We start from the raw sequence: 12,284 nt of genomic DNA, 5'->3' as shown, positions 1-12,284 counted from the left end.
ACAGTTCAAGTTAAGGAGGTCTATATGAAGAAGATTATTTATTATCTAATAGCATCGGTTTTCCTCATGTTTATTTTACCGTGGCTTGCTGTTACATTAGTACCAAATGACGCTGGAATGATTACCACTGTTTTTTTGCTTTTTACTGTTAATCCTATTTATTCTATAATCGTTGGCGTATTTGCAGGCAAGAATGTTAAAACTTTATGGTGGCTGCCAATTGTTACAATTATCATTTTCTTAGAAGGTACATGGACATTCTTTGAAATGGGTGAGCCGGCGTTTTTATTGTATGGCGGATGTTATCTCTTAATTAGCATTATTGCAATGTTGGTTAGTGCATTTGCGAATAAAGAAAAAGTTAAGTCCCGACCTGTTAAATAAAACATAATTATATCATAAAAACTCCGCCTATTCAAAGGGTGGAGCTTTTTCTGTGCATTTCGACGAAGAAATTATTCGGTAAGCCTAGATCAGTCCAAAGGGTAAAAGGGAGCCTCTGCCCTCCGTTCTTTCATTTAGCTTTATGAATTTCAGCTCCATCCATTTAACGAGTGCATTATCAGGTAAGCTGGAATCCGTCCAATTGGGAAAAAAACAGTCGAAAGGAAAAATATTCAGCAGCCTCCGAAACGAAGCCCGCGGCCGCACGGCATTTTTCCGGCAGGAAGGAGCGGAAAACGGCTGAAAGCCCCGTTTTTTACCGTCCGTTCACGCTTCGCTTGACAAGCCGTGCTATAATATATAGGTTATCAACCCAAGTTCCCTGAAGGGAGGAAACCAAACATGACCGACGCTTTACAGCGCCTTCTGGATACGCTGACCGTCTTTCTGGCGGAAAACCCGCTCGTCGGCGCGTGGTACACAACGGTCGTCCGTTTTGTGTTCCCGCTGCTGGCGCTGATGATCCTGGTCGGCGCGATCCGCTCGCTGTGGAAAGTCAAGCATCCGGACGAGGTCTGGGGCTATCTCGGCATGGCCAACGGCGTGCGCCTGCCCATCACCCACTGGGAAAACATCATCGGCCGCGCGCCCGCGTGCGACGTGCAGCTCGAATACCCCTCGGTGTCCCGCCAGCACGCCGCGCTCATCCGCGAGGACGACGGCTCGTGGACGGTATACGACCTCGGCTCCAAGGGCGGCGTCAAGGTAAACGACCTGCCGGTGGACGAATACGCGGTCGTCGAGGATGGGGACACGCTCTCGTTCGGCGGCATCCCGACTATGCTGGTGCCGATCTCGGCCGAGGAAAAGCGCGAGCAAATGGCCGAGCGCCGCGTGGAGGGCCGGCCGGCCGGCATGTGGGGCTCGCTTGTGCTGCTGACGCTGTTCCAGGTGCTGACCGCGCTGCAGCTCATCGTTGCCGCGGGCGAGAACGCCTCCGTTACCGTCCCGCTCACGTTCCTCACATTCACGGCCGTGTGCTGGGGCTATTTTATCGTGCTGCGCTCGTTCCGACGCATCGGCTTTGAGATGGAAACCATCGCCTTTTTCCTGTGCACGCTGTCGCTGGCCGTGACCGGCTCGACCGTGCCGGACGAATGCCCCAAGCAGCTCGTCGCCATCCTGATGGGGCTGGCGATCTTCCTGGTCCTCGGCTTTTTCCTGCGCGACCTGACCCGTGCGCAGAGGGTGCGCTGGATCATGGGCGCGGCGGCGGTCGGCATGCTGGTGATCACGCTGCTGATCGGGTCAAGCGAGGGCGGCGCCAAGGCATGGATCCGGCTGGGCGGCCTGTCGCTCCAGCCCTCCGAGCTGGCCAAAATCTGCTATATCTTCGCGGGCGCGGCCACACTCGACCGCCTGTTCAACAAGCGCAACCTGTGGCTGTTCATCGGCCTGACCGGCATCTGCGGCGCGTGTCTGGCGCTGCAGAACGACTTCGGCACCGCGCTGGTGTTTTTCGTCACCTTCCTGGTCATCGCCTACCTGCGCTCGGGCGACTTCGCGACGCTCGGCCTGATCTGCGCGGGCTGCTTCGCCGGCGGCATGGTGTTGTTGACCGTCAAGGGGCATGTTGCGGCGCGCTTTGCCTCCTGGGGCCATATCTGGGAGGATGTGTACGGCGCGGGCTTCCAGCAGACCCACACGCTGACCGCCGCTGCTTCGGGCGGCATGATCGGCGTGGGCGCGGGCAAGGGCTGGCTCTCCGGTCTGGCCGCGGCGGACACGGATATCGTGTTCGGCATGCTGTGCGAGGAGTGGGGGCTGGTAATCGCTGTGCTGACCGTGCTGTGCATCATCACGCTGGCTGTGTTTGCGGTGCGTGCCTGCCGCGCGGGACGGTCGAGCTTTTACACAATCGCGGCCTGCGCCGCGACCAGCCTGCTCGTGTTCCAGACCTGCCTGAACGTATTCGGCGCGGTGGATATCCTGCCGTTCACGGGCGTGACCCTGCCGTTTGTCTCGAACGGCGGCTCGTCCATGCTGTCCGCGTGGGGCATGCTCGCCTTTTTGAAGGCCACGGACACGCGCCAAAACGCTTCGTTCGCGGTCCGGCTGCCCAGCCGGCGCGAGCTGCGCGGGGAGGTGGATTGAGTGCGGAAAATCGAAAAACGCGGCGTGTTCTGCCTGATCCTCGCGGCTCTGCTGGGCGTCGGGCTGCTGCTGTTCTGCTTCCGTTTCGTGGTGGATGGCGGCGACTGGGCCTCCTATCCCTATAACCGCCACCTGTACAGCAATTCCGGCCAGCTCAAGGGCGGCACCATCCTCGATCGGGACGGCGACGTGCTTTCCTCGCTGGATGAAAACGGAAACCGCACCTATTATCCGGACAGCGCCGTGCGCCGCGCCACCCTGCACGCGGTCGGTGATCCGGCCGGCAACATCGGCGCGGGTGCGCTGACCGCGTTCGCGGACAAGCTTTCCGGCTATAACCTGCTGACCGGCGTGTATTCTCCGCTCGGCACGGGCAACAACCTGTACCTGACGATCGACGCCTATCTTAACAATATCGCTTATCAGGCGCTCGGCGGCATGAACGGCACGGTAGGCGTGTACAACTATAAGACGGGCGAGATCCTGTGCATGGTATCCACGCCGTCGTTCGACCCCGCCGACCCGCCGGCCATCGATCCGGACGACCCCTCGTGGGAGGGTGTGTACGTCAACCGCCTGCTGTCCGCGAACTCCATCCCCGGCTCGATCTTCAAGGTGGTCACACTCAACGCGGCGGTCGAGAACCTGCCCGACCTGTTTTCCCGCACTTGGAACTGCACCGGTTCGGTCGAAATCGGGGGCGATACGGTCACCTGCCCGTATGCGCATGGGCAGATGGACATTGAGGATGCGCTGGCGAACTCCTGCAACGGCGTGTTCGGCCAGCTCGCGGTCGAACTGGGTGGGAATACCATGCAGAAATATACGGACGCGGCCGGCCTGACCACCGCCATACGGGTGGACGGCATCCGCACCTCGGAGGGCCGCTTCAACTTTGACGGAAACGACAACCAGCTCGCTTGGGCGGGCGTCGGCCAGGGCGAGGATACCATGTGTCCGATCAATATGATGCTGTATATGGGCGCAATCGCCAACGGCGGCAAGGCCGCCCTGCCGCGCCTGATCGAAAAAACCACCACGGACTACGGTTTGCCGACCGGTCTTTACTTCGCCCATAAGTCGGATAAGTTGATCGACGCGGACACTGCGGATACCATCGCGGATATGATGCACAACAACGTGATCGAAACCTATGGACAGGACCGCTTCCCGGGCATGGACATCTGCGCCAAGTCCGGCACGGCCGAGGTCGGCGGGGGCAAGACCCCAAACGCCTGGTTCACCGGCTTCCTGCGCGACGAGGCGACCCCTTACGCGTTCATCGTGCTGGTGGAAAACGGCGGCGGCGGCTCGTCGGTCGCGGGTACGGTGGCCTCCAGAGTGTTGACCGCAGCGGTCGAAAAGGGCTATTAACTCTCCGCAGCGGACGGACATACGGATAGGAAAAAACACAGGGGCGCCGAAAGCACATGCTTTCGGCGCCCCTTGCCGTCCCCCTTACCGTCCCGCGGCGGCAGGCAGCGCCCGCCCCATGCGGCGGCAGGATGCAGGCTTTTTCCGGCGGCGCAGCGCGCGGCCTGTGAAAAACAGAAGCGCGGCGCATAAGATAGAAAAGGCCAGCCCGCCGGCCGAAACCGCGCCCGTGTCCGACGCCCCCGCCGCCAGAAATAAGATCGCGCCCCCCGCTGCCTGCAGGGCACTGCCCAGTCTTTTTTTCATCCGGTATTCCTCCGCTTCCTTTTGATGGCTTCAGTATAGCGGATTGCTTGTCCGTTAAAACGGACTTTCCTATAGAGACGGTAATTTTGCGGCAGGCGCGGCCGGAATACGCCTTTTTGTCACGCTTTTTCCATATATGTCAATTTAACTATTGCTTTCCTATTCAAACAGACGAACATATGGTCAAACTGCTCAAAAATTCCTTTTAAATTTGTCCATCCAAATTATTCCATCGTCTTGACGAAAATATTTTCACTTTGTATAATAAAAATGAAAACAATACCGATAGGAGGATGACAGTATGCTCGATCAGGTCAAAGGCGGGTTGATCGTATCCTGTCAGGCGCTGGAAAACGAACCCCTGCACTCCTCGTTCATCATGGGGCGCATGGCACGCGCAGCGGCCGAGGGCGGCGCCGTAGGCATCCGCGCCAACACCGCGGCTGATATCAACGAAATCGCCCAAAACACCGACCTGCCGATCATCGGCATCGTCAAGCGGGACTACGAGGGTTCCCCCATCTATATCACCCCCACGCTCCGCGAAATAGAAGAGCTGGCCGGAACGGGCTGCGCCATGATCGCGTTTGACGCAACCGACCGCCCCCGCTATCAAGGCGAGACGCTCGGGGACTTTTTCCAAAAGGCCCGCGCCGCCGCGCCCGGCAAGCTGCTGATGGCGGATATCGCCACGCTGGAGGAGGCGGTCCGCGCGGAGCGGCTCGGCTTTGACTGCGTTTCCACCACGCTCATGGGCTATACCGCCCAGTCCGCGGGACATAATATCGCGGACGACGATTTCTCCCGCCTCAAGGCCATTCTCGCCGCGGTACATATTCCGGTCATCGCGGAGGGCCACGTCGATACCCCGGCCAAGGCGCGCCGCTGCATCGAACTGGGCGCGCACGCGGTTGTCACCGGCGGCGCGATCACCCGTCCCCAGCTGATCACCAAAGCCTTTACCGACGCGATTTACGCAACGTAAACGGGCGCAAAAAAAGAGCGCCGGAGCGCTCTTCCGATTCAAAAATTCCGGTGGAACAGGGTATACAGCGCGCGGTCGCGGTTTTCCCTGCATTTCGGGTCCTCCAACAGCCGGTAGGTAATCGCATCGATCAGGAACACCAGGGGCATCTGGGAATTGATGAACTTCTCGTCCCCCACCTGCCCGATGTCCCCGGCCAGCAGGATGGCGTCCGCCATCTTCGCCAGCTCGGTGCGGCTACTCTGCGTAAGCAGGCATATCTGCACGCCCGCCGATTTCGCGATCCGGCACGCGCTGACCACCTCGGGCGTTTCGCCGGAGTTGGACACCGCGATAATCAGGTCCTTCGGCGAGAACAGGCTGGACTGCACGCGCATCAGGAACGTATCGGTCATCACGCTTGAGGTAAAGCCCATCTGCACCAGCCGCATGTTGAACTCGCTCGCGGTCAGGCCCGAGCTGCCCAGGCCGAAGATCAGGATTTTGTCCGCCTGGTGAATTCGGTCGACAAACGCGTCCAAGTCCTCGGGCTGCACCAGCTCGCAGGCCGCGTCCAGCGTGCGCTCGTAATAATGGTCGATGCGGCGAATGGTCTGGTCGGGCGTCTGGCCCGGCGTCCCCTCGGCTGCCAGCAGGGTCTGGAATTCGATATAATTCCGGTAATCCAGCTTTTTGCAGAAGCGGGTCAGCGTGGAGTTGGACGTGCCGATGGCCTGCGCAAGCTCCTGGCTGGCGATCGACGCTGCCTGCTCCGGATGGGCGACGATATAAGCGGCGATCTTCTGTTCACTTTTGCTGAGCCGGAAGCCGAAAAACTGCAGCCGGTTTTGAAAACTCAGATCAGCCATGGTTTCCTCCTGAAGATAGTTTATTCTTTAACAATCATAGTATAACCGTCGCGATTTTGCAACAGGCAAACGCAAAAACGCCGAAAAAAACGCGGCGCCGTCCCCCCACCCCGTGGGCAAACCTTCCACAAAAAGGTCCAACATAGAAAAGGAGAATGCATCATGAACAAGAACCTCAAAGTAGGCGTCATTGGCTTCGGCCAGATGGGCCAGATCCATGCAGGCATTTATAACAAGCTGCCCGGCGTAGACCTCGTCGCGGTATGCGAATTTAACGACGAGCGCCGCGCGGAGGCGGAAAAGGAGTACGGCTGTCAGACTTATAAGAACTATAAGGACCTGCTCGAAAATCCGGAGATCGACGCGGTTTCGATCGTCCTGCCCGACAACATGCACCGCGAGGCGGTCGAGATCGCGGTCGCCAACAAAAAGCACATCCTGCTCGAAAAGCCGCTCGCCAAGGAGCTGGCCGACGGGGAGGCAATGTACGAGATCCTCAAGGATTACGACAAAGTGTTCTCGCTGGGCTTCCTGCTCCGCTTTGACCCGCGCTTCAACATGATCAAGCAGCGCCTGGACGCCGGCGAGCTGGGCGACATCATCCATATGTACTGCCGCCGCAACAGCCCGATCGTCGGCCCCCGCCGCTACATCGGCGCGTCCGACCTGTCCATGCACGTCATGATCCACGACATCGACTATGTCAACTGGTTCATGGGCTGCAAGCCGGTCAAGGTGTTCGCCAAGGCCCGCAGCGTGCTGCTCAAGGAATACGGCATGGACGATGTGATTTACGCGCTCGTCACCTATGAAAACGGCGCGGTCGCGTGCCTTGAGGCATGCTGGGTGCTGCCGGAGAATTCGCCCACGATCATCGACGACAAGGTCGAGCTGGTCGGCACCAAGGGCGTGGCCTATGTCGATGCGTGCGACAACGGCGTACGCTTCGTGACCGGCAGCGGCGTCCTGTATCCGGATTCGCGCCACTGGTACAACTGCAACGGCGCGCCGTCTGGCGACCTGTCCGAGGAGATCATGGCCTTTATCGGCAACATCCTGAGCGGCACCAAGTCCATCATCACGCCGGAGGACGCCCTCAACACGCTCCGCGTGGTCGACGCGATCGAGCGCTCGATCGCGGAGGGCAAGGAGGTTTCCCTGTAAGCATTCCCCCGCGCTTTTCCACATAAAGAGAAACGGTAGAGACTCATTTCACGGATTTTAAGGAGGGCAAAAGAATGTCAGTACGAGTAAAGGTGCAGAAATTTGGTAGCAAGCTCAGCAGCATGGTCATCCCGAATCTGGGCGCGTTCATTGCCTGGGGCCTGCTGACCGCAGTCGGCATCGCCATCGACAACGACATGCTTCGCAGCTTCATCACCCCGATGCTCAACTACCTGCTCCCGCTCCTGATCGCATTTGCGGGCGGCAAGATGGTCTATGACTACCGCGGCGGCGTGATCGGCACGGTCGCCACCATCGGCGTCATCATCGGCTCCAGCGTGACCATGTTCATCGGCGCAATGATCCTCGGCCCGCTTTCCGCCTGGATCCTCAAGCAGTTTGACAAGCTGATCGACGGCAAGATCCCGATGGGCTTCGAGCTGATCGTCAACAACTATTCGGTCGGCATCATCGGCGCGATCATCGCCGTGATCGGATGCGTATGGCTTGGGCCGGCGATCGCCTCCCTGACCGGCGTGTTCGCCGCTGGCGTGGATTTCCTGGTGCAGAACAATCTGCTGCCGCTGACCGCAATCCTGATCGAGCCGGCCAAGCCGCTCTTCCTCAACAACGCCATCGGCCAGGGCATCCTGACCCCGATGGGTACGCTGCAGCTGGAAAGCCTGGGCAAATCCGTCCTGTTCCTGCTCGAATCCAACCCCGGCCCCGGCTTGGGCGTGCTGCTCGCTTACATGTTCTTCGGCAAGGGTTCTTCCAAGTCCTCCGCGTGGGGCGCTTCCATCATCCACCTGTTCGGCGGCATCCATGAGATATACTTCCCGTTCGTGCTGATGAACCCGATCCTCATCCTCCCGCTGATCGTCGGCGGCGCGTGCGGCACCCTGATGTTCACCATATTGAACGTCGGCCTGGTCGGCGTTGCCTCCCCCGGCAGCATCATCTCCATCATGCTGATGTCCTCGCCCGGCGACCAGCTCAAGATCTGCCTGGGCATCCTGGTGGCGTGCGCAATTACGTTCGTGCTGTCCATCCCGCTGATTAAGCGCGCGGGCGGCGGCGACGACGCTTCGCTCAAGGAAGCGGCGCAGACCATGAACGAGCTGAAGGGCAAGAAGAGCCGCATTTCCTCCGTATTCGAGAGCATCGAAGACTTTGACTTCTCCAAGGTTACCCGCATCGCCTACGCCTGCGACGCCGGCATCGGTTCCTCCGCCATGGGCGCGACCGTGCTGCAGAAAAAGTGCAAGGCCGCCGGCCTGGACGACGTTACGGTATTCCATATCGCAATCGAAAACCTGCCGACCGAATGTCAGGTAGTCGTCACTCAGGAGCTGCTGCTCGACCGTGTCAAGGACGTGCAGAAGGACGCCTACTGCATCGCAGTGACCGACTTCATCAACGCGCCCCAGTATGACGAGCTGATCGAAAAGATCAAGCAGGCCCGAGAAAACAAGCAGTAACAGCCTGTAAGGGCGGCGCCGCCGCTGGTCCAGCGGCGGCGCTTCCTTTACCCGTTTATTGAAAAGAGAGTCAGTATGCTGAAAACGATTATCATGGATTTTGACGGCCTGATCGTCGATACCGAGGTCGTATGGTACCGGATCTATGTCGAATGGTTCCGTGTACACAAGCAGTACGACCTGTCCGTGCAGGAATTCCTGGCCTGTGTCGGCTCCAATGCGGAGGACCTGTTCCGCAAGCTGGACGCCAAGGGCATCCACGTGGACCGCGACGCGTTCGCGCAGGACACGCTGGCGTGCTTCATCGAGGAAAGCGGCCGCCTGCCGGCAAAGCCCGGCGTGGAGGACTTCCTGAAAAGCGCCAGGGAAAACGGCCTGTCGGTCGCGCTGGCGACCTCCTCCGGCCGCAAAAAGCCGACCGTACACCTCGAACGCCTGCACCTAATGCAGTATTTCGACCTGCTGGTCACGGCTGAAGACGTCGAACGCATCAAGCCTAACCCCGACCTGTTCCTCAAGGCGGCCGAAAAGCTCGGCTGCACGCCGGCCGAGTGCCTGGTGGTTGAGGATTCGCTCAACGGTCTGCTGGCCGGCCGCAACGCGGATATGCGCGTGCTGGTCGTACCCAACGACGTGACCAAGTATTGTACCTTTGAGGGTCAGTACCGCCTGTGCGATTCGCTCGCGGACGTGGACGTACCCTCGCTGATCGCAGAGTTTTAGGAGGAATCATTACCATGCTGTTAGAAAAGATCACGGCAAAGGATGTGCAGATCGGCCTTGCGGCCGCGGACTGGGAGGATGCGATCCGCCAGGCGGCGGCCCCCCTGCGGGACGCGGGAGATATCGAGCAAAGCTATATCGAGGGCATGATCGAATCCGTACACAAGAACGGCCCGTATTTCGTGCTGGCAAAGGGCCTGGCGCTGGCGCATGCGCGGCCGGAATGCGGCGCCAACCGTCTGGCGCTCGCTTTTTCCACGCTCAATCCGCCGGTATCGTTCGGCGCGGGCGACAACGATCCGGTCCGCCTGATTATCACCCTGGCCGCGACCGACCCTGACAGCCACATCGACCTGCTCGGCGAGCTGGCCGAGGTCCTGATGGACGACGGCCGCATGGAGCAGCTTTTCTCGGCCAAAACGCCGGAGGAGTTCTGCGCTCTGCTCGCCTGAACCGGCCGCCGGAAGGATGGATACGCAATGGTTCTATGCTTTGATATTGGCGGCACCTCGATCAAATACGGCGCCGCGCACGATCCCGGCGGGGAAATCGTTTTCTCCTCGCGCTGGGAAACGCCGACCGACGCCAAAACGCTCGGCGGCGCGGGCGTGGAGCGCAAGCTGCTCGACCTGGTCGGCGGGCTGGTCGGCAAGTACAACCCGTCTGGCATCGCGGTCTCGACCGCCGGCATGGTGGACCACCGGACGGGCGCGATCCTGTACGCCAATGAAAATATCCCCGGTTATACGGGGCGCAACCTCAAAACCGCGGTCGAGCAGGCGTTCCGCCTGCCCTGCGCGGTCGAAAACGACGTCAACTGCGCCGCGCTTGGCGAGGCCGCCTACGGCGCGGGGCGGGGCGCGGACAGCGTGCTCTGCCTGACCGTCGGCACGGGCATCGGCGGCGCGGTCGTGCTGGACGGAAAGGTCTGGCACGGGCATGCGGGCAGCGCGGGCGAGATCGGCTACATGCCGGTAAACGGCCGTGCGTTCGAGCAGCAGGCCTCGACCACCGCGCTCATCCGACGCGTTGCAGAGCAGACCGGCGAAACGCTGGACGGGCGGCAGATCTTCGCCCGCGCGCAGGCGGGCGACACGGTCTGCGCGCAGGAGATCGACGCGCTGTGCGGGACGCTCGCGCAGGGCGTCGCCGCGTGCATGTGCGTGATGGACCCCGCGGCGGTCGTGCTCGGCGGCGGCATCATGGGGCAGAGTGCCTATCTGCGCCCTCTGCTCGAGAGCCATTTGCAGCGCTTCGCCAACCCGTTCATGCTGGCACACACCCATCTCGCCTTTGCCGAGCTGGGCAACAGCGCGGGCATGGCGGGCGCGTACCGCTGGCTGCAGCAGCAAGCCCTGTAACACAATCCGCCGTCCCCCAAGGGGACGGCGATCCCCCCCCCTTACTGCTCCGTACTGCGGGGCGGCAAAAAAGGCTCCTATCCTTTCGGGATAGGAGCCTTTCCTTTTTTAGCGGAACCAGCCCGGCTCCACCTGTTCGCGCAGCGGCAAATCGCGGAACACCGCCGCCGCTGCCGCGAGGAAATCGTCCGGTCCTGCCGCCTTACGCAGCCGCTTGCCGTATTTTTCACTGTCTGCAAACAGGTTCAGGTGGTAAAACCAGACCTCTTTCATGCGCAGCATCGCGATCCGGCGGTCGCCGAACGCGGCGCAGTAGCGCTCGTACAGGGTATTGTGGAACGCCTCCAGCACCGTCTTATCCGCACGCGGGCCGCCGCGCAGCCGCGTGACCAACGAGGGGTCACCGACCAGCCCGCGGCCTATCATCACCGCCCGCACCGCGGGGTACCGCGCGCCGACCGCGGCGGCGACCGCTTCGCTGACAACGTCTCCATTATAGCAGACCGGCATGCGGCACTGCGGCAGGGCTGCGGCAAACGCCGCCTCGCGCACGCCGCCCCGATAAAAATCCACCCGCACGCGCGGGTGGATGGTCAACTCGGCAATCGGATAGCGGTTGTAGACCGCAAGCAGGCGGTCAAATTCCGCGGGGTCGCGCACACCCAGGCGCGTTTTGACCGACACCGCCGCCCTGCACGCCGAGAATACCGCGTCAAAAAACCGGTCCAGCTCGTCCGGATGGGCGAGGAAACCCGCGCCCTTGCCCTTGGCCGTTACCGTACCCGAGGGGCATCCAAGGTTCAGGTTGACCTCCGGATAGCCCATCTCCGCCAGGGCGTTCGCCGCCCAGATGAAATCCGGAGCGGACCTGGTCAACAGCTGCGGCACCGCAGGCACGCCCGCGTTGGCCTCGGCCGCGACGTCGCGCTTCTGGCGCGGGGTCAGACGGCCGTTCGCGGTCGGCGTGATAAATGGCATGAAATACTTGTCTATCCCCGGGAAATACGCATGATGCGCGCGGCGGTAGACCGCGCCGGTCACGCCCTCCATGGGGGCGAAATAATACTGCATGGAAAAACCCCTTTTGTCAATTGATCCCATTGTGTTCTATTATAACGGGATTTTCCCTTGCCCGCAAGCGGCTCAGCTTTTGGATTTCGGCTTTGCCAGCAGGGCGAACAGGCAGCCGAACACGATCGCCGCCGCGATGCCGCCCGCCGCGCCGGTCACGCCGCCGGTGAACACGCCCAGCAGGCCGCTTTCCGCGACCGCCTTCGCCACGCCCTTGGCCAGCGAATAGCCGAAGCCGAGCAGCGGCACGGTCGCGCCCGCGCCCGCGTAATCCACGAGCGGTTGATACACCCCGATCGCCTGCAGGAACACGCCGATCACCACCAAGCTAACCAGAATGCGCGCGGGCGTCAGCTTTGTTTTGTCAATGAACACCTGGCAGACCGCGCAGATCGCGCCGCCCACCCAAAAGGCATTGACATATTCCATCCAG

General features: G+C 60.8%; 13 protein-coding genes. 9 read left to right on the top strand and 4 right to left on the bottom strand.

The features are described from left to right. Nucleotides 1–24 precede the first annotated feature (24 nt). The 3 genes from H8S45_RS02535 (at nucleotide 25) to H8S45_RS02525 (ending at nucleotide 3,912) form a co-directional block, all read left to right on the top strand. On the top strand, nucleotides 25–384 hold the full coding sequence (locus H8S45_RS02535; RefSeq protein ID WP_186949507.1) for a hypothetical protein: 360 nt from the start codon (nucleotides 25–27) through the stop codon (nucleotides 382–384). Between the two features lie 402 nt (nucleotides 385–786). Beyond that, nucleotides 787–2,538 (top strand): FtsW/RodA/SpoVE family cell cycle protein, encoded by a 1,752-nt coding sequence (locus H8S45_RS02530; protein WP_107631370.1) that lies wholly within the window; start codon nucleotides 787–789, stop codon nucleotides 2,536–2,538. Continuing rightward, nucleotides 2,539–3,912, top strand: coding sequence for a penicillin-binding transpeptidase domain-containing protein (locus H8S45_RS02525; protein ID WP_054326550.1), 1,374 nt, complete (start codon nucleotides 2,539–2,541; stop codon nucleotides 3,910–3,912). It begins immediately after the preceding gene. Nucleotides 3,913–3,996: 84 nt separating this feature from the next. Here the strand turns inward: H8S45_RS02525 and H8S45_RS02520 are convergent, their stop codons facing one another. Continuing rightward, nucleotides 3,997–4,218 carry a hypothetical protein gene (locus tag H8S45_RS02520; protein WP_054326551.1) on the bottom strand — a complete coding sequence of 74 codons (222 nt, stop codon included), beginning with the start codon at nucleotides 4,216–4,218 and terminating at the stop codon, nucleotides 3,997–3,999. Nucleotides 4,219–4,519: 301 nt separating this feature from the next. On the opposite strand from H8S45_RS02520, the gene H8S45_RS02515 reads away from it, so the two are divergent. Next, entirely contained in the window at nucleotides 4,520–5,203 is a 684-nt protein-coding gene (locus H8S45_RS02515) for an N-acetylmannosamine-6-phosphate 2-epimerase (protein WP_054326552.1), read from the top strand. A 38-nt stretch (nucleotides 5,204–5,241) separates the two neighbouring features. On the opposite strand, the gene H8S45_RS02510 is transcribed toward H8S45_RS02515, so the two are convergent. Then, complete coding sequence (locus H8S45_RS02510; RefSeq protein WP_054326553.1) at nucleotides 5,242–6,051, bottom strand: MurR/RpiR family transcriptional regulator; 810 nt, start codon at nucleotides 6,049–6,051, stop codon at nucleotides 5,242–5,244. A 162-nt stretch (nucleotides 6,052–6,213) separates the two neighbouring features. On the opposite strand from H8S45_RS02510, the gene H8S45_RS02505 reads away from it, so the two are divergent. The 5 genes from H8S45_RS02505 (at nucleotide 6,214) to H8S45_RS02485 (ending at nucleotide 10,780) form a co-directional block, all read left to right on the top strand. Further along, complete coding sequence (locus H8S45_RS02505) at nucleotides 6,214–7,215, top strand: Gfo/Idh/MocA family protein (protein WP_054326554.1); 1,002 nt, start codon at nucleotides 6,214–6,216, stop codon at nucleotides 7,213–7,215. Between the two features lie 74 nt (nucleotides 7,216–7,289). After that, nucleotides 7,290–8,696 carry a PTS mannitol transporter subunit IICB gene (locus H8S45_RS02500; protein WP_107631369.1) on the top strand — a complete coding sequence of 469 codons (1,407 nt, stop codon included), beginning with the start codon at nucleotides 7,290–7,292 and terminating at the stop codon, nucleotides 8,694–8,696. A gap of 75 nt (nucleotides 8,697–8,771) precedes the next feature. Continuing rightward, nucleotides 8,772–9,419 (top strand): HAD family hydrolase, encoded by a 648-nt coding sequence (locus H8S45_RS02495; RefSeq protein ID WP_054326555.1) that lies wholly within the window; start codon nucleotides 8,772–8,774, stop codon nucleotides 9,417–9,419. A 14-nt stretch (nucleotides 9,420–9,433) separates the two neighbouring features. Further along, the gene (locus tag H8S45_RS02490) at nucleotides 9,434–9,871 is read left to right on the top strand and encodes a PTS sugar transporter subunit IIA (protein WP_054326556.1); all 438 of its coding nucleotides are present in this window, start codon (nucleotides 9,434–9,436) and stop codon (nucleotides 9,869–9,871) included. Nucleotides 9,872–9,898: 27 nt separating this feature from the next. Beyond that, nucleotides 9,899–10,780, top strand: a complete 882-nt coding sequence (locus tag H8S45_RS02485; protein WP_186949505.1) for an ROK family protein — start codon at nucleotides 9,899–9,901, stop codon at nucleotides 10,778–10,780. 108 nt (nucleotides 10,781–10,888) lie between these two features. Here the strand turns inward: H8S45_RS02485 and H8S45_RS02480 are convergent, their stop codons facing one another. Together H8S45_RS02480 and spoVAE are read right to left on the bottom strand one after the other, a co-directional pair. Next, nucleotides 10,889–11,851: a tRNA dihydrouridine synthase gene (locus H8S45_RS02480; protein ID WP_242977877.1), complete on the bottom strand. Its 963-nt coding sequence runs from the start codon at nucleotides 11,849–11,851 to the stop codon at nucleotides 10,889–10,891. Between the two features lie 72 nt (nucleotides 11,852–11,923). Then, nucleotides 11,924–12,280, bottom strand: a complete 357-nt coding sequence (gene spoVAE / locus H8S45_RS02475) for a stage V sporulation protein AE (protein WP_107632161.1) — start codon at nucleotides 12,278–12,280, stop codon at nucleotides 11,924–11,926. Nucleotides 12,281–12,284 lie beyond the last annotated feature (4 nt).

Source organism: Agathobaculum faecis (genome assembly GCF_014287995.1).
In the GTDB taxonomy this organism is placed as follows: domain Bacteria; phylum Bacillota; class Clostridia; order Oscillospirales; family Butyricicoccaceae; genus Agathobaculum; species Agathobaculum ammoniilyticum.
This window is presented reverse-complemented; position numbering and strand designations above follow the sequence as displayed.